Annotated in this window: 17 protein-coding genes and 1 pseudogene; 2 read left to right on the forward strand and 16 right to left on the reverse strand. The window is 41.5% G+C overall.

The genetic code is table 11. The features are described from left to right. Positions 1 to 25 precede the first annotated feature (25 nt). The gene (locus LIR34_RS00380; protein WP_173901597.1) at positions 26 to 1,039 is read right to left on the reverse strand and encodes a M20/M25/M40 family metallo-hydrolase; all 1,014 of its coding nucleotides are present in this window, start codon (positions 1,037 to 1,039) and stop codon (positions 26 to 28) included. A 285-nt stretch (positions 1,040 to 1,324) separates the two neighbouring features. Between LIR34_RS00380 and LIR34_RS00385 the strand changes: the two genes are divergently transcribed. Then, on the forward strand, positions 1,325 to 2,209 hold the full coding sequence (locus tag LIR34_RS00385) for an aldose 1-epimerase family protein (RefSeq protein ID WP_161285108.1): 885 nt from the start codon (positions 1,325 to 1,327) through the stop codon (positions 2,207 to 2,209). A gap of 3 nt (positions 2,210 to 2,212) precedes the next feature. On the opposite strand, the gene LIR34_RS00390 is transcribed toward LIR34_RS00385, so the two are convergent. From LIR34_RS00390 to LIR34_RS00425, 8 genes and pseudogenes are all read right to left on the reverse strand, one after another. After that, positions 2,213 to 2,827: a hypothetical protein gene (locus tag LIR34_RS00390; RefSeq protein ID WP_161285107.1), complete on the reverse strand. Its 615-nt coding sequence runs from the start codon at positions 2,825 to 2,827 to the stop codon at positions 2,213 to 2,215. Beyond that, positions 2,818 to 3,357: an ECF transporter S component gene (locus LIR34_RS00395; RefSeq protein WP_161285106.1), complete on the reverse strand. Its 540-nt coding sequence runs from the start codon at positions 3,355 to 3,357 to the stop codon at positions 2,818 to 2,820. Before LIR34_RS00395 ends, LIR34_RS00390 begins: the two co-directional genes overlap by 10 nt. 79 nt (positions 3,358 to 3,436) lie before the next feature. Then, positions 3,437 to 4,924, reverse strand: a complete 1,488-nt coding sequence (locus LIR34_RS00400) for a lactate racemase domain-containing protein (protein WP_161285105.1) — start codon at positions 4,922 to 4,924, stop codon at positions 3,437 to 3,439. Between the two features lie 35 nt (positions 4,925 to 4,959). Then, a complete protein-coding gene (locus LIR34_RS00405) occupies positions 4,960 to 5,796 on the reverse strand; it encodes a triose-phosphate isomerase family protein (RefSeq protein ID WP_161285104.1) in 837 nt (278 codons plus the stop codon). Between the two features lie 47 nt (positions 5,797 to 5,843). Beyond that, positions 5,844 to 6,998, reverse strand: coding sequence for a class II fructose-bisphosphate aldolase (locus tag LIR34_RS00410; RefSeq protein WP_161285103.1), 1,155 nt, complete (start codon positions 6,996 to 6,998; stop codon positions 5,844 to 5,846). 12 nt (positions 6,999 to 7,010) lie between these two features. Next, positions 7,011 to 8,159, reverse strand: a complete 1,149-nt coding sequence (gene nagA / locus LIR34_RS00415; protein ID WP_173901596.1) for an N-acetylglucosamine-6-phosphate deacetylase — start codon at positions 8,157 to 8,159, stop codon at positions 7,011 to 7,013. 36 nt (positions 8,160 to 8,195) lie between these two features. After that, positions 8,196 to 9,017: a glucosamine-6-phosphate isomerase gene (locus LIR34_RS00420; RefSeq protein ID WP_161285101.1), complete on the reverse strand. Its 822-nt coding sequence runs from the start codon at positions 9,015 to 9,017 to the stop codon at positions 8,196 to 8,198. Positions 9,018 to 9,186: 169 nt separating this feature from the next. Beyond that, positions 9,187 to 10,074: pseudogene (locus LIR34_RS00425) on the reverse strand (LarC family nickel insertion protein); the annotation flags it as partial. Positions 10,075 to 10,392: 318 nt separating this feature from the next. Between LIR34_RS00425 and LIR34_RS00430 the strand changes: the two are divergent. Further along, positions 10,393 to 11,451, forward strand: coding sequence for a LacI family DNA-binding transcriptional regulator (locus tag LIR34_RS00430; RefSeq protein WP_161285099.1), 1,059 nt, complete (start codon positions 10,393 to 10,395; stop codon positions 11,449 to 11,451). Between the two features lie 51 nt (positions 11,452 to 11,502). Here the strand turns inward: LIR34_RS00430 and LIR34_RS00435 are convergent, their stop codons facing one another. From LIR34_RS00435 to LIR34_RS00465, 7 genes are all read right to left on the reverse strand, one after another. Beyond that, on the reverse strand, positions 11,503 to 12,564 hold the full coding sequence (locus tag LIR34_RS00435; RefSeq protein WP_161285098.1) for an SIS domain-containing protein: 1,062 nt from the start codon (positions 12,562 to 12,564) through the stop codon (positions 11,503 to 11,505). 44 nt (positions 12,565 to 12,608) lie between these two features. Then, positions 12,609 to 13,460, reverse strand: a complete 852-nt coding sequence (locus tag LIR34_RS00440; protein ID WP_173901595.1) for a class II fructose-bisphosphate aldolase — start codon at positions 13,458 to 13,460, stop codon at positions 12,609 to 12,611. A 37-nt stretch (positions 13,461 to 13,497) separates the two neighbouring features. Then, entirely contained in the window at positions 13,498 to 14,505 is a 1,008-nt protein-coding gene (locus tag LIR34_RS00445; protein WP_161285096.1) for a LacI family DNA-binding transcriptional regulator, read from the reverse strand. 111 nt (positions 14,506 to 14,616) lie between these two features. Then, positions 14,617 to 15,621 carry an ABC transporter substrate-binding protein gene (locus tag LIR34_RS00450; RefSeq protein ID WP_161285095.1) on the reverse strand — a complete coding sequence of 335 codons (1,005 nt, stop codon included), beginning with the start codon at positions 15,619 to 15,621 and terminating at the stop codon, positions 14,617 to 14,619. A gap of 87 nt (positions 15,622 to 15,708) precedes the next feature. Next, complete coding sequence (locus tag LIR34_RS00455) at positions 15,709 to 16,719, reverse strand: ABC transporter substrate-binding protein (protein ID WP_161285094.1); 1,011 nt, start codon at positions 16,717 to 16,719, stop codon at positions 15,709 to 15,711. Between the two features lie 84 nt (positions 16,720 to 16,803). Then, the gene (locus tag LIR34_RS00460; RefSeq protein ID WP_161285093.1) at positions 16,804 to 17,595 is read right to left on the reverse strand and encodes an ABC transporter ATP-binding protein; all 792 of its coding nucleotides are present in this window, start codon (positions 17,593 to 17,595) and stop codon (positions 16,804 to 16,806) included. Continuing rightward, positions 17,574 to 18,356, reverse strand: a complete 783-nt coding sequence (locus LIR34_RS00465) for an ABC transporter permease (RefSeq protein WP_161285092.1) — start codon at positions 18,354 to 18,356, stop codon at positions 17,574 to 17,576. The genes LIR34_RS00460 and LIR34_RS00465 overlap by 22 nt, the downstream gene beginning before the upstream one ends. Positions 18,357 to 18,373 lie beyond the last annotated feature (17 nt).

An 18,373-nucleotide genomic window follows, 5' to 3' on the forward strand; every position in this document is an offset into this window, starting at 1 on the left:
CACTTTTTACTGGTTTCCACCCCTATTATACACACTTTACAAGGAATTCTGCAATCAATTCTATGCAGCCTTCCACATCTTTTTCATCTGCCACTTCTGCCGGCATGTGCATATAGCGCAGAGGGATGGATACCAGTACCATCGGTACCCCCTGATTGGAAAAATGGATTTTATCACCATCTGTGTAAGTAAGTCTGCTTGCAGCTTCTCTCTGAACCGGAATTCCGGCTTCTTTTGCACATTCTTCCATTTTTGCATTCAAGGCTTTTACTACAATAGGACTGTTGCACAGAACCGGACCTTCTCCCAGAAGAACAGTTCCCGTTTCAGCCGGATCCATTCCATTGTAATCACTTGCATAAGTCACATCGACAACGATTGCCATTGTCGGATTGATCCGTGTGCTTGTCCAGTAAGCCCCCGTCTTCGTTGTTTCTTCTCCTGTTGTTGAAGCACCGTAAACACCTGCCTTACATCCTCGTTCTTTTGCCCTCTTCATTGCTTCCATGATGATGTAAACACCAAGTCTGTCGTCAAGAGCACGGGCCGTAAATTTCCCGTTCGCGAGCTTACGGATGTGTGTATCCCGAACGATCGGATCTCCGAGATTTACATATTTCAGTGCATCCTCCCTGTCTTTTGCTCCGATATCGATCAGGAAATGTCTAGTCTCAAGTTTCTCTTCTTTAAACAGATTTCGATATGCCTCAACCACACCGTAAACTTCACCATTGGAAGTCCGGATCCTTACCTGCTGCCCCGGATAAGTTGCCGGAACAATTCCGCCTCTGTCGATCACCTGCAGCCTTCCGTCTTCTCTGATATTGGATATCATAAGACCGATTTCATCTGCATGTGCCGAAAGCATGATCTTCACATCACTGTCCGGATTCAAAACGCAGACCAGATTCTGCATTTCATCCCGGCGGATCTCATCCACATAGTCTTTCATCTCTTCTTCTACAATATCCTGTACCGGTTCTTCATATCCGGACACTGAAATACTGCCAAGAAGAGCATGCAAAAAGTTTTCGTTCATCCTGCCTGTTTTCCTTCCGCTTTCTACTGTATTTATATTATTACCGTTTTCCTGTGTTTCCTATTCTTTTATTATACACATTCTCCAAAATACTGTAAACTGTTCACAGATAATATCCCGCAACATACGGGTAACAAAGCCATCACCGATTCGGAACCGGATGATTTTTTCTGATAACAGCCGACAAACGATTGTCCAACTTTTACTTCCATTACAGCGTTTTTATGGTACGCTTAAGATACGGCAATTACTATATATCTTTTATTTATTGTAAGGGGGTTTATTATGCAGATTAAATTACAATCCAATGATTATCACGTACTTGTAAACACACTTGGTGCCGAGTTAAATTCCTATTCCAGCCCAGAGGGAAAAGAGTATATATGGAACTCTGATCCGACCTACTGGCTCCGCTCTTCTCCGCTTCTTTTTCCTGCTGTGGGAAATGTCCGAAACGGAGAAACTGTTATCAAAGATCATATATATCAGATGCCCAAGCATGGTTTTTGCAAGGAATCTGAATTTGAAGTAACAGAACAAACCGAGAATTCCATCACTTTTCTGCTGAAAGCAAATGAAGAGACACAAAAACACTATCCTTATCATTTTGAACTTCGTTTGGCTTATCATCTGAATGGCAGCACTCTGTCTATGGATTATAGAGTCACAAACAAGGATTCTGAAACTATGTACTACCACATTGGTGCACATCCTGGTTTTATGTGCCCGGTCAATCCTGGGGAAACTATTGAAAATTGTATTCTGAGATTTGAAAAAGAAGAAAATTTTATCTCCTACGAATATGACATTAAGAATCTGGAATTTAATTTTAAACACAAGGTACAGCAAAAAGCAGAAGGCAATACCCTTCCGCTCACAATTCCAATGTTTGATCAGGATGCTGTTTTCTTTGAAAAGACAAACTCACATCGCGTTTCTTTCTTAAATACAGTTACAGAGAAAGGTGTGTCCGTGTATTACCCTGATTTTGAATCTCTCGCAATTTGGACACCTGCCGGAGGAAAGGCTCCATTTCTCTGTCTGGAGCCCTGGAACGGTTCTGCCATCTTCCATCAGGATGATGATGTTTTTGCTCACAAGTATGGCATTATTGCACTGGAGGCAGGAAAAGAAGCAACCTATCACCTGGAGATTTCCCTGATAGAATAGCCTCTATTCTTCCGTTTTCAGATTCCACATGATCTGGATCGCACCCTCCATTACATGGAATTTTTCAAAATAGGCTTCCTCTTTTGGAATCCATATATTCTGAAATTGTTTTGCTTTTTCAAGACCATTACGTCTTTTTATATTGGCAATCTGATCTTCAGGAGAAATATTCATAAAGATACGGACATGATAAGGGTTCTTAAAGTATGGATGCATACTGTAGGAACCCTCTATTATATTCAGTCTCTTATAGGGGATTGGATATGCTTTTAGCAGTCCCCATTTCTGACAGCTGAATGGCTGATAGCATACCTGCTCTTTCTGAAGAAGCGGTCTTAAGACCGTCTCCTCAAACCGTTCATAATCTACATTTCCTCCGACCTCTCTTAAGCGCTCCGGAGTCCTCTGTTCCATCCGCAGAAAAAAATCATCCATCCGAAACAGATTGCAGTCAAAAATCTGTTTCAGATATTCCCCCAGTGTGGTTTTTCCACTTCCGCATCTTCCGTCAATCGCAGCCAGCAACGGTTCATCTGAACCCTTCTTCTCTTCCAGAAGCTGTCTGATGGCATCAACTGCCGGCTCAAATCTTTCCCGGCAATGGCTCTTTAATTCCATTCTAAGGTTCCTTCCATACAATACAGACGTTCTACCAGCACAGGGATCAGCATAAGCTGAATCATAATTCCAGGCAGAGCATTAACAAATCCCCCCATCAGAAACAGTTTCCAGGTAAAAATCCCGCCTGTAAGTGCATAAATTGCTGCCGAAGCCAGTCCCCATACGATTCTTCCACACAGCATTGCTGTTATCAGTGATACATACAGTGATTTTATATCTCTGTTCATTTTTTCCGATAAAATTCCTGCTACAAAGCCATATGTGGCAAGTTCAAATGCCATGCATACTGCATTTGGAAAAATTGCCGGCATCCCAAACAAAACTCCTCTCAAAAGAGGTGTGATGATCCCAACGATCAGTCCGTATGGCCATCCGCAGACATAACCGCATAACAATACCGGTATATGCATTGGACAAAGCATTTTTCCAACTGCCGGTATCTGCATCGTAATAAACGGAAGAATCAGTCCGATCGCAAGAAACAATGCTGCCAAAGTTGTTTTTCTTAAACCTGTGTTTTCCTTCATAAGCCAGTCTCCTTTATTTTTTAAGAAAAAACATCCCTGTCCAAAACATATAAATGACTCTGGACAGGGATGTTTTAAATTAACAGCAGCAAGGATGACGATGTCCGTATTCATCCATGCAGTCCTGTGCAGGATCTTTCATACAGAGATGTACAGCTGCTTTTTTGAACGTCATTGGCAGTGCCAGAATGTTTGGTTCCTGACCAACAAATTTCTTCTTGGCATCTTCCAGTGCTTCTTCAAATGTAGCTCTTGTTTTTAATCCCATTCCTCTTGCATATCCCGGTTCTTCAGCACCTACAATATAAATTGCGCTGGTGTTCATTTCTGCAATGTGTCCGCAGGACATCATAGAGAAGCCATGGAATGGATGGAATGCATTTGTAAAACGATATTTACGGATATATTCTTCATTTGTTGCAAAATACTCTCCAAGACGATTCATATCCGGCAGGGTATTCATATGATCGTGCTGGAACAGGTCATATAATTCTCTTAAATATGGCCAGCGCTCATCATGGAAATATCCATTACATGTAGATGCACAGATGATCACACAGTTATCGCTCATGACTCTCTTGAATCGAAGTACCTGAGCACTCAGAGCCTGCATCATCATAATCGGGTTGGTTCCCATTCCATCACCATAGTGGAATTTCTGCGGCATACCAAATACAAGAACATCATATTTTTTTTCTGCCCAGTGTACGTAAGTTCTCTTGTCTGCAAGCTTCCAGCTGATCGGCATCATTTCTTTTGCATAGCCGGAATAAATTGCAATCTGTCTGGACTGTGTATCCAGCACTGCATCACAGCAGAAGAAAGGATGTCCCATCTTTTCTTCCATATGCATACTGATCTCATCAAATTTATTACGCATAAGGCTTCCGCCGTTAACCGGTGTAAAATCATCTCTGTGCATAACAGACGGTACATGATGGCTTGCAATGCATCTCCAGTTTGTAATACCTGTTGCACTGTGTTTGTATCCACCTGAATATCCGCCATAAGGATTTCCTTGTACATGACCGATCAGAATCGGAATATCACAGTCAAATACATATTTATTCATGTATACCGGATCACCTCTGTGAGTGGTTCCAAGATATACCATATGTTCCTGATCTTCGCTGTCATGGCTGATGATCTGTCCTGTATGCCAGAATTCATTGAATAATTCCTCTCCAAAGATTGCTTTGGCATCAGATTCTTTGCTTCTCGGGTGCAGTCCGTTGGAAATAATGAACATAATATCTTTCTTCTCAACACCGGCAGCATATAATTCTCTTAAAATATATTTAATACTTAATTTTCTGTGACTGGTAGCCTGTTCTCCACCCTTTACACGGTCCGGAACAATAAAGGTAACTGTTTTGCCAGGTCCTGCCAGTTCTGTTAAAGTAGGCATTCCAATCGGATGCGCCAGACTTTCCAGATAAGCAGCCTCCAGCTGATCTTCCGGAATACAAGCCGGATCCTTTACTGTTTCTCCCGGGATAAAAATATCAGTATTATCCGGCAGTTCTGCTGCCATGGTTCCCTGTCCATACTCAAAATCAAGTTTCATAGTAAATCTCCCTTCATTATATTTAGTTTTGTTATTTACTTTCCCATATAAAGACGGATAATTTCAAGATACTCTTCCGGATAGTATCCAATCTCACCCTGGAATCTTGTCAGAGCGATCAGTCCACCATCGATTTCATCAATAGAAGCAAGCATTTCTGCATTATCCTGTTTTAGGCCGCCGCCATATACAATGTCCATGCCATTTGTCTTTTCTTTTACAAATTTTGCAATCTTGGTAATGTATTCTTTGCCGGCTGGTGTTTTTCCAGGTCCAATAGACCAAATTGGTTCATATGCGATAACAACCTTTGAGGTATCTACATCTTTAAGTCCGATCTCAAGCTGTCTTCCAAGTACTTCCTGCCACTGCTCCTGCTCTTCGCTCTTTTCACCGATACAGTAAAGAACCTTCATTCCTCGTGCAATCGCACATTTGATTTCCTGGTTCAGAAGACGATTTACAGCATCTGTATCTGTAACGCCTGCTTCTGCAAGAATTCCTGCCTTATCATTTCTTTCTTCGCAGTGTCCGATGATCGTAGTCTCACATCCTGCAGCCACCATAGCAGAAGCCGGTCTGTTTGAGGTAAACGCACCAAAGTTTCCGCCAACTGCGGTGTCTGCTCTGAACACACTCTGACATCCGATCTGAACAGGGCTTCCTTCTGTTTTGGCTGCAGCCGCATTCAGAAGATGCACCTCCGGAAAATACATGCCAAATTCCACTTCTGAAGGATCATATTTTTTTAATTCTTCCTGCGTATTCTTTACAATACAGGATGCCCAGTCAGCAACTGGAGCAAGACGGTTTACGCCTCCGAATTCCACTGGAACATCAAATCTTTTTAAATTCAGATAAATATGTTTCATAAGATTCTTACCTTTCTCTTAACAATATTAACAGATCAGTATATAGATCAAAGTCCTTTACGATAGCGCTCTGCCATCTCTTCCAGACTTGCCATTTCTACCAGCGGCGCTTTTCCATAAGAACCAAACTCTACGATCAGAGTACCGATGGCTTCTTTTACCCCCTTCTCAACAACAGCCATAAGAGCGGCAACATCTTCATCCGGAACAATTCCATACATAACTGTATCCATAATAGGTGTCAGGAATGCACGTGGATCAAACTGCTCTTTCTTTGCTTCCAGAAGACGATATACTTCACCGATAGACTGGCTTTCTCTCTTCTCCGGATGATTTGCAAAGAATTCTTTCATATTTCTTGTAACTGCAAGACGAATATCGGTATCTACATTGATCTTGCCAATACCACATGGAATTGCAGCTTTCAGTTCCTCAATGGAAATTCCATAAGCATTCTGGATATTTCCGCCCAGTGCATTGATCTCATCTACGATATATCTCGGTACAGTTGATGATCCATGAGATACCAGTACACCAAAGATGCCCTCATGCATCATACATTCTTTAATAGCAATCGCAATTTCTTTTCTTAACTTAACATTCTTTCCTTTGGAAGCACCATGCATGGTTCCATAAGAGATAGCCAGTGCATCGACACCTGTTTTCTTAAAGAATTCAACTGCTTTTAAAGGATTGGTATATGTAGAAGTAGCTGAGAACACATGATCCTCAACACCAGCCAGAACACCAAGTTCACCTTCTACAGAAACGCCTCTTTCATGTGCATACTTAACAACTTCGCGGGTCAGCTCCACATTTTCATCAAACGGAAGACTGGATCCATCGATCATAACAGATGTATATCCGCCTTCGATCGCTGCTTTACAGGAATCAAAGTTCTTACCGTGATCCAGATGAAGAACAACCGGAATCGGTGAATTTTCTGCATATTTCTTAACAGCATCTGCAATATTCTTTGCACCGATTTTTTTGTCTTCCAGAGTAGCATTCTGGAAGTCTGTTCTTCCACCCATAAATCCATTTGCAAGGTCTGCTCCCTGAAGGATTGCTGCGGAACGGAACATTTCATGAACTTCAATCGCTGCTTTTGCCTGAGCTACTGCATTCACATTAAATGCACCCTGAGCAAAATGATATTTATCTACAGTTTCCAGTAATGGTCTTAATGGTATTAACGGCATAATCTATTCTCCTTATACTTCTATTTTTTTACCTTTTACAAATGTATTAACGACAGAATACTCTTTATCCAAAATTACTACATCCGCATCTTTGCCTGCATCAAGGCTTCCGATCCTGTCATATACACCCAGCATTCTGGCCGGGTTGCAGGTAAGAAGCGGCAATATCTCTTCCAGAGATCTTCCTGTAAATTTAATCAGATTCTTAAGGGCACATCCTGTTGTCAGTGTGCTTCCGGCTCTGGAATCTCCATATTTCAGTTTTGCATCTCCATCCTTTACAACAACCGGATTAACCCCCAGCATGTATTCTCCATCCGGAAGTCCGGCTGCCATAATAGAATCTGTTATAGCAATTACTTTATCCAGCCCTTTCATCTTCAGCAGGAAACGAACCGTTCCAGGATGCAGATGTCGTCCGTCACAGATGGTCTCACAGTAAATATCTGATTCCAGAACAGCTCCCATAATGGCCGGAAAATGCTGATGCAGAAGTTTCATTGCATTAAAAGTATGTGTAGCTGCCACAGCACCCTCATTGATACATTTCCATGCAGTTTCATAATCTGCACCCGAATGTCCGATTGCAACCTTCATGCCAAGATCGATCATTCCTTTAATTGCTTCCGGTACACCTTTTACTTCCGGTGAAACCGTGATATAACGAATATTTCCACCTGCTGCCTCCTGATATTCCTTCAGAAGTTCCAGGTCGGGAGAGATCAGTAAATGCTCCGGCATAGCCCCTTTATACTCTGGTGAAAGAAACGGTCCTTCCAGATGGATTCCAAGAAGATCTGCACAGTTTTCATGTCCGTCCTTCTGTGCTTCCTGATGCTTCACCGCTTCCTTTATAGTCTTTAAGGTCTGCTCTTTTGAGTCCGTCAATATAGATGAGAGCCATGATGTAGTTCCCTGTGTTGCAAAAAAATGTCCGATCTTTTCAAAGCCCTGCTGGTCTGCCGCATTTACATCTACTCCGGCGCCACCATGAGTATGCACATCTATAAAACCCGGCACTACATAATTTCCTTTTGCATCATAGATTTCATCCACGTTCCCATCTTCGGCAGAAATAATCTTTCCCTCTTTCAGAACAAGTTCTTCTTCTGAAAAAGTTCCATTCTTATATACCTTTCCATTTATGATCCGAACGCTCATATTTTTCCTTCTTTCTGTTATCCGCTACTGTGCTTCTCAGTCAAGTGCTGCAACAAATTCTGTGATCTTCAGATTAATATCCGGATGTGATGTGAGAAGAGAAACAGGGAAATCAGAAGTTGCCTCTCCATATGCGGTTCTTCTCACAACTGCTCTGTGCCAGTTTCTGAAGCATCCCAGACGGATCTTCCTTGCATGAGAAATCTCATAGATTCCAATAGTCACACAGTAATGAGGCATATCTTCCAGTGCTCCGTTAAAATCACCGATCGCATTCGCTGTTCTTGTCTCCTTCGTAATCTCCAGCACACGGGTTTTCTGTGCAAGAAATTCTTCATTTGTAAGTGACGGGTCTGCCTCATTAAATGCCACATGTCCATTAATTCCTATTCCGCCAAAACAGATATCAACGCCACCCAGTTTTTCGATCAGTTCAGGAACATATTCCGGATGAATCGGATCAGGAAATACTCTGTGATCTTCCGGCATTACCAGTTCCGGACGGATTTTATCATAAACCGTACGCTGCATAAATCCTCTGAAACTCAACGGATGATCTTTGGAAACCCACTGTTTTTCATCGTCCAGATATTCATCCATATTGATAAACCACACATCTTTCAAACTGATATTCTGCTCATTAACCATATCCACAAAATACGGATACTGTCCTACAGGGCCTACCGGACAGATAAATACTGTCTTCTCTCCCTTTGCATTATGCATCTTAATCTCGTCCACCATTTCAACTGCCATAGAGTGAAATACCGCTGCATTATCCTCCATAACAATGACCGGAAGTTTCGGATCATTTCCCACCAGTTCTTCCTTCGTATAGTTATAATAACTATGTCCCATATCGCTTTCCTTCCTTTCATTTCTTCTTTATTTCGCTGCATTTATTGTTAATTCAATTATAGTTGATATCTTTTTTTTAATCAACAAATACAATGCAAATTTGATCTGAAAGTACACAAACGTTTGATTACTATACAGTTCCTATACAATGACCATATATACTCTATGAAATAAACATTGCCCTAAGGATTCCGGGGCATTCATACTGACGTTTTCCGGCACCAACCCCGGTTTTCTGGATCACAAATTCCTTCGGAAGCTGGTCTTTTGTTTTTATTGCTGCCGCAATAGCTGCTCCTGTAGGTGTTACAAGTTCACCCTCAACATCTGTTATTTTCATATTCAGATGATTTTCATTTACCACATTCACAACTGCCGGAACAGGTACCGGAAGGATTCCATGCTGACACCGGACAGTACCACAGCCCTCATGAAGGACCGGAACAATGACATCTGTAATTTCCAGATTATCCAGACAAACCGCAGCTGACACGATATCTACAATAGAATCAACCGCTCCAACTTCATGAAAATGAACCTGATCTGCCGGTACATTATGAGCTTTACCTTCTGCCGCTGCAAGAATTCCAAAGATTCTCAGTGCAGTCTTTTTTGCATTCTCTGTCATATCACTGTGCTCTATCATATGTGCGATTTCTTTCAGCCCCCGATGCTCATGATGATGATGTCCATGTGCAGATTCTGTGTCATGAGCATGTGTGTGTTCCTGTGTATGAGAATGCATATGCATCTCATCTGTACCATTCTCATGTGTATGGTGATGGGTGTCTGCCTCTGTATTTTCATGATGATGTCCGTGAAGATATTCCATATCATGATCATGGTTTTCATGTTTTTTATCCAGCATGACATCAAAATCACAGGCATCAATACCACCTTTTACGACCCTGCTGATTTTTGTCTGAAAGCCTGATACCGGAAGGCTTTTCAGTGCACTGTCCAGAACTGCCTGATCTGCTCCCAGATCAAGAAGTGCTGCAACTGTCATATCACCACTGATCCCGGAATAACACTCCAGATATAAAGTTTTTCCCATAATTTAAGTCCCTCCACTTCATCTTCTTTCGTTTCTTAGCTTATAAAAATTATATTAGTTTTTATTCTTTTTATCAAGAATTTACAAGCAACTTCTCTGAAAAAACACGCAAACGTTTTCCTTGTTTCGTTGATTTTTAACGTACTTTTATTGTTTTTTCGGCTTACTTTTATTGTTTTTTTTCTGACTTATTGTATAATTATCTATACAATCATAAATAAATGCCGGTATCCATTCAGAAGTTTTCGCGGACCTGTAAATTCCTGGATGCTTACCGGTACTCTAATCTTGTCAGAGATTAAAAACGTGGAGGTCATTATGACATTAAAAGAAATTGCCAGACAGGCAAACGTCTCTGTTTCTACGGTTTCCAGAGTAATAAACCAGAAAAACACAAAGGCGGCAAGTCCTGAAGTTCAGGAACGCATCTGGGAAATTGTACGCAAAAGCGGTTATACTCCCAATGCCACAGCCCGAAGCCTGAAATTGGGACAGAAAGCTCAGATCCAGAACATAACCCCAAAATCCATTGCCTGCATTTATGCAAGAAGCAATTCAGCCGTTTCTGATCCGTTCTTTTCCCAGATTGCAAAAGCGATCGAACAGGAAGCTTTCAAAAGCAACTATTTTATCCGTCACTCATTTACAGCCATGGATATTGCCAATCCGGACATAGCCAGACAGCTCTCTCAGTTTCCGGTAGACGGTATTGTGATCCTTGGTCGATATGAGAAGCAGCTTCTGCGCTTTTTTACTCAGAATTACAAAAACGTGATCTATACCGGTCTGAACCCGATAGGAGATCAGTATGACCAGGTGGTATGCGATGGAAGTGATATTTCCTATAATGCCCTTTCCTATCTCGTAGAGCTTGGACACACAAAGATTGGATACATAGGTGAGCAGAATAACGAAGTACGTTTCAGCGGCTACAAGGAAGCATTGACCAAGCTTGGACTTCCGTTTTTGCAGAAAAATACTGCAAACGTCCATCTTTCTGCCGATGGCGGCTATAAGGGTGCCAATATTCTGATGCACAATAAAGCTGATATTTCCGCAATTTTCTGTGCAAATGATACCACTGCAATCGGCGTCATCCACGCATTAAAAGAGCAGAATCTCAGAATACCTGAAGATATTTCTGTTATCAGTGTAGATGATATTGAGACCGCTCAGTATCTTTCTCCTATGTTGACCACGATCCACATTCCGCTGGAAGAACTTGGACGAGTGACAGCCAGAACCCTTATCGACCGCATTAATGGAGGCCATCGTCTTCCTATGCGTATCACACTGCCATTCTATATTGCCAAGAGAGACAGCTGTGGAAAACTCAGCCGGAAACGAAAAACTTTCGCTGATCTGATTCCGCAATAATGCAAAAAGGATCCCCGCCAGGAAATTCCTGACGGGGATCCTTTTTGTAATTTATTTTAATACAATAGCCTGGGTCAGATGTCTCGGGGAATCTGCATCCAGATTTTTGCTCTCTGCAATATAATATCCCAGCAGCTGTCCGATAAATCCGATGATCGCACTGTACTGCATATCATTCCAGCCTTTATCCATAGAGTATACATAATCAGCAATCTGATCAAAAGTATCACCCAGTTCTCCTCCAAGGACTGCAACTGTCGCACCATAGCTCTTCATCTGTTCCATAAGTGCCTTGTCACCATCTCTGCAGGCTTTGTTGCTCAGGCATACGATCAACGTATTTTCATCCACAAGACTCATTGGTCCGTGACGGTATTCCAGATCATAGTATCCCTCAGAATTGCTGAGTCCCATTTCTTTCATCTTATTCATGCACTCATTGGCAACACCATAATAAATACCCTGTCCAAGAATAATATAGAGATTCAGATTTTTATGCTCATTCATAAGTTTTGCAGACAGCTCATCCATTTCTTTCAGAACCTTCTCAGCATATGGAGCATAATCTTTCATTGCAGCAATCTCATCCTTCTTGCCACCTACATACATAGCCATGATAACAGCCATATATAACATACTTGTGAAGGAACGCGTCATAATAACACTGTCTTCCGCTGTATCCGGTGAAAGGATGTAATAGTCATTATATTTTTCACTGTCTTTATCACAGGTGATAGCTAAAGTAGTAACCTGAGGATAGGTACGAACTTTATCAATAGCCATTCTTACTTCTGTGGTATAGCTTTTTCTGGTAATTGGAAGAATCAGTACGTTTCTGCCTTCTTTTACATAAGTTTCCGGGAAATAATACAGTTCTGAGCACGGAACACCTTTAGATGGAATTCCTGTATATGTAGAAAATGCTGCTGCAGAAGCCTGTGCCAGGTAAAGAGATGTTCCACATCCTGTGAAGATCAGTTCATCATATTTTTTTTCACCAAAAAATACCTTGTCCAGAGTTTTGAAAATATCCTCCAGGGTATCATTTACAGCCTGGAAAGAAGCTGGCTGCTGATACATTTCTTTATAAGTCAGTTCACTGTTTTTTTTCATTTTTATATATCCTCCAAAATTTATTATCCTTACTGTTATTAATCTCAGGCTTTTCCTTCTGAGCCTGCAAGACGAATAATCTTTTTGATATCTTCTGTCAGTGCATCATTTGCCATCTGTGAAAGTTTCCAGGAATGGCCCTGATGATTTGTCTTTAATGCTTCTTCATAATGTTCTACATATTTATAACGGATCTCTGTACCAAAATTAATTTTCGCAACACCAAGTTTAATAGCTTCTTTGATGATGTCTTCTCTCATACCCGTACATCCGTGAAGAACAAATGGAACATCTGTAAATTTTCCTACCTCTTCCAGAACTTCCAGCTTGATATCCGGCTCACCTTTATAATATCCATGTGCATTTCCGATTCCGATAGCCAGAGAATCCGGCTGGCACAGATCCAGGAACTGACGAACCTGTTCCGGATTTGCCACATTTTTGTTCTCCATCTGAGTACCGGCTTCATCTAATCTTAAAAGTTCTCCAATCTCTGCTTCTACCGGAACATTGAAACATTTTGCTACTTTGATCACTTCATTTGTAAGTCTGGCATTTTCTTCGATCGGTTTTGTGGAGCCGTCGATCATCAGGGAAGTAAAACCGTTCTTTAATGATTTCATACAGATATCAAAACTATCACCATGATCCAGATGGATTGCGATCGGTACACTTACTTTGTTTGCACACCATTTGCATACTTCCACAAACCAGTCATCTCCTGAATACGCTCCGGTAGCCACATAATGAGCCAGAATTGCAGGTGAATGCATTTCTTCCGCTGCTCTGCAGATTGCCCAGATAATATCATAGTTTCCACCCTGTGTATTCATTGCCGGTACTGCATAATGTTCTCTGCGTGCCTTTTCCAGCATTTCCTTACTTGTAACTAACATATTTTCACTTCTTTCTCCTGCTCCCGGCAGGTTCTATTTATTGTTTTGTACTGTCCCGAATGATCAGTCTGGCTGTAATACTTATGTTTTTATCCGTTTTTTCATTTCGGATCAGCGCAAGAAGTGCTTCCATTGCAGATTTTGCCACTTCCTCTTTCCGAATCTCCACTGTAGTAAGGGCCGGACTTACATAATTACTTATAAAATCATTATCAAAGCCTGTCACCACCAGATCATCCGGAACTTTTCTTCCTATTCTTCGCGCCACCGAAAGTGCCACTGCAGCCAGCTCATCATATCTTGCTACTATTGCATCAACTGAAGGATTTTTTTCCAGCATCAACTGAAGTCTCTCCTCCAGTTCTTTTATATCTTCGCACCCGGAAATTCTCTGTTCCGGTTCAAAAACAAGACCTGATTCTTTTATCTGATCCAGAAATCCCTTCAGATGGATATCCCTGTCACAGGGCCTTCCTGTTTTATCCAGATAAATCAGATTCCTGCATCCGTTTTTTACAAGATGTTTTACGCACTCCCTGCTCCCTTCATAAAGTCCTGTGTCCACCAAAACAGTATTCTGAAAGTCGCTTTCTATTTCCCGGTTCAAAAATACCACCATCGGAACTCCCGACTTCGCCAGAAGCTTCAGTTCCCTGTCCGTCACCCCCGATGCACTGACAAATAAACCATCGAACTGTCTGCTTAAAATCTGACTTACAAATTCTTCCTCCCCTCTGCTTTCGCAAAGAGAGATCATATATCCCTGCTTGTAAACGTCGCGGCTCATCTGGCTTACCAGTTCAGGAAAATAACCACTACTCAGTTCTTCTGCTATAAAAAGAATCTGCCGGCTGCCTTTTCCATGAAGTGCCCTTGCTATATTATTAGGCTGATACTGAAGTTTTTCCACAGCCTCAAGAACGCGCTGTCTTTTCTCTTCTTTTACATAACGGTTTTTGTTAAGCACATAGGAAACGATCGTTTCTGATACCCCGGCTTCCCTCGCCACATCTTTTCTCGTTACTTTCTGTCGTCCGTTATACACTGTTTTGTTCCTTTCCCGGTACTTTCCTTTTTCAGCATACACACGATTCAAGAATGCCTTTTTAAAGATTACACAGACATTACTGCCTGTGTAATCAAACAGCCATATTAGTTATTCAGCGCAGGCTTCTTTCATTACATCCAGGAGAACATAATCCTCAACCGGAGTCTCTTCACAGTCACCACTTTCAACGAAAGATTTCTGCTGCAGTTCATAATATCCTTTAACTTCATCCAGATGATTTCTTATAAAGTCACTTGTTGTCCAGTCAGCTACATTTACCTGCTCAAGAAGAGTCTGTTTGTCAAGTTTGATCTTATCTGCGATCCATCCGCAGACTTCATCGTCATGACTGTGGTCTGCTCGATAGTCAAATCCCTTGTAAAGAGCTCTTGCAAATCTTACAAGCAGGTCTCGATTTTCCTCTGAATATTTTTTCATTACGATCCAGCTGTCAAGAGATACTGTATCTGCACGGAATGTTTTGTTGTCTGTCAGCTGTATAGCATCATCCACTTCCTGAAGAACCTTCAAAGAGTTTGGTACCCATGTTGCACAGGCATCAACACTTCCTGAAATCATTGCTGTTACAATATTAGTTGCATCCATATCAATAGCCGTAATATCATCCATTGTCATACCACCCTTGGCAAGGGTCTTTTTCAGGATATCTTCACTGGATGTTCCTGAAGAATATGCAATTTTTTTACCTTTCAGGCCTTCGATCGTATCTGTTCCTTTTTCTTTGCTTCCGATCACACCATCACTGTTGGATACGTGTGCAAGTGCAAAGATATCTGCTCTGCCATTGATGCAGAGTTTATGAGCGCCCTGTCCGATATATCCAATATCAATAGAGCCGGACTCCATAGCCTGAATAACAGTAGGGCCATCTGCAAATTCTGTAAGTTCTACATCAATATTTTCATCTTCAAAGTAACCCAGTTCAACTGCTGAGATCAGACCATTCAAGCTTGAATAATCCGGCATATAAGCTACATTTACCGTTACTTTTTCCGGTGTTTCTGCTGCTGCACTTACACTCATTGCTCCGCCACAGATTACCATAGATGCGGTCACTACCATTACCGCTAATTTTTTCCATGTGTTTTTCATTTCTTCCTCCCTGTGTACACACGTGTGTATATTCTTTTTAAAGATTACACAGACATTACTGCCTGTGTAATCTGAAGGTTATATTAATTATTCAGCACATGCTTCTTCCATTACATCGAAGAGAACATAATCGTCAACTGGTGTTTCTTCACAGTCACCGCTTTCAATGAATGTTTTCTGCTGCAGTTCATAGTAGCCTTTGATATCATCCATATTGTTTCTTACGAATTCACTTGTTGTCCAGTCAGCTACATTTACCTGATCAAGAAGAGTCTGTTTGTCAAGTTTGATCTTGTCAGCGATCCATCCGCAAACTTCGTCATCATGGCTGTGATCTGCACGATAGTCAAATCCTTTGTAAAGAGCTTTTGCAAATCTTACGAGTACGTCATGGTTTTCTTCTGCATATTTCGGCATTGCGATCCAGCTTGCAAGAGATACAGTCTGATCAATAAATGTCTTGTTATCTGTCAGCTGTACACCATCATCGCCAAGTTCCTGAAGAACCTTCAGAGAGTTCGGTACCCATGTTGCGCAGGCATCAACACTTCCGGAAAGCATCGCTGTTACAATGTTTGTTGCATCCATATCCATTGCTGTGATATCGTCCATTGTCATATCACCTTTTGCAAGGGTCTTTTTCAGGATATCTTCACTGGATGTTCCTGAAGAATATGCGATTGTTTTTCCTTTTAAGCCTTCAATTGTATCTGTTCCTTTTTCTTTGCTTCCGATCACAGCATCACCGTTGGATACGTGTGCAAGTGCAAAGATATCTGCTTTACCATTGATGCAGAGTTTGTGAGCACCCTGTCCGATATAACCAACATCGATAGAGCCGGACTCCATAGCCTGAATGATTGTCGGGCCATCTGCGAATTCTGTAAGCTGCACATCAATGTTCTCATCTTCAAAATATCCAAGCTCAACTGCTGAGATCAGACCATTTAAGCTCGCATAGTCAGGCATGTAAGCTACGTTTACCGTTACTTTTTCCGGTGTTTCTTCCGCTGCTGCACTTACGCTCATTACTCCGCCACAGATTGCCATAGATGCGGTTACTGCTATTGCTGCTAACTTCTTCCATGTTTTCTTCATTTTCTTACTTCCTTTCTTTTTTGGGTAGTATTTAGTGATTACGTTTATTCCGAACCGTTCCGGATTGAAAACGGTCAAAATTTATTATTTTCTTACTTCCAGATATTCCTGATATACCTGACTCCAGATATGATTCTTAAGCTCCATAAATCTTGGGCTCATTTTTGTTTCCTGATCACGCGGATACGGAATATCAATATCTACGATTTCTTTAATACGTCCCGGTCTTGCACTCATAACGATAACTTTCTGAGCCAGAATAATAGCCTCATCAACATCATGTGTGATAAAGAAGCATGTTTTTCTTTCACTTTCCCAGGTTTTCAGAAGTTCTGTCTGAAGCTGAGTTCTTGTCTGGGCATCCAGCGCACCAAACGGTTCATCCATAAGAAGAACTTCAGGTTTTACTGCATAGGCTCTTGCAATAGCAACACGCTGTTTCATACCACCGGAAAGTTCCTTCGGATAATGATTTACGAAATCTTCAAGCTGTACCATCTTGATATATTTCATTGCTATCTCTTTTGCTTCTGCATCGCTTTTTCCCTGCAACTTCAGTCCAAACATAACATTCTTCAGAACTGTCAGCCATGGGAACAGTGCATACTGCTGGAATACAACGCCTCTCTCTGTACCGGTTCCTTCAATTTTCTTGCCATCAATATAAACAGCTCCACTGGTTGGGGTATCCAGACCGGCAATAATGTTCAGTAATGTAGATTTACCACATCCAGAAGGTCCTACCACACAGATAAACTCATTTTCTTTAATATCAAGATTTACTCCGTTTAATGCAGTCATCTCACCATTACGGGTCTGATAAACCTTTTTAACGTTATCAATCTTAAGTTTTGTCAATCTCTCTTCTCCTGCCATCCTGTTACCCTTCTTTCTAAGTATTTAATGATTTTTTCCATAACCAGACCAATGATACCGATGATGATGATGTACATCAGCATACCTGCTGTCTCAAAACTGTTTGCCAGAGAACGGATTCTCATTCCCAGACCAGCAGTTGCTCCTGTTGTTTCTGCTGCGATCAGTGTTGTCAGCGCAACAGAAATACCAAGACGTACGGCAGTTAAAATAAAAGGTGTTGTAGCCGGGAAAATTACTTTAACAAAGATATCTCTGTCTTTTGCACCAAGAACTTTGGCTGCTTTTACAAGTGTGTTATCAATGTTTCTTACACCCTGATAGATTGTAACTGTCATAATCAGGAATGTTGCAATCCAGATAACGATGATCTGTGGTTTTCTTCCGACACCTGCTGTGATAACAACCAGCGGTACATAAGCAAGAGGCGGGATGTTACGAATAAACTGGATCCATGGTTCCAGGATTCCTCTTACCGGTAAATACCATGCCATCAGGAATGCGACCGGAACTGCTGTCACAAATCCAAGTGCAAAACCAGCCAGAATTGAAATCATAGAACTGCAGAAGTCCTGTGCAAGTGCACCGTTATCGACCATTTTTTTGGCCGCCTCAAGAATTGCCGGGATAAATGGGAAGCTTCGTGCTGTCTTCGGGTTGATAGATAATGCAAACCATAACAGAACAGCTACTGCAAGGGAAATCAGTACCCATGTCCATCCCGGGATAGACTGCAGTGCTCCTTTTTTCTTTTTGTCCATAGTTACTCTCCTTTCAA

This window comes from Blautia sp. MSK17_66 (genome assembly GCF_020538025.1).
Classification (GTDB): Bacteria; Bacillota; Clostridia; order Lachnospirales; family Lachnospiraceae; genus Blautia_A.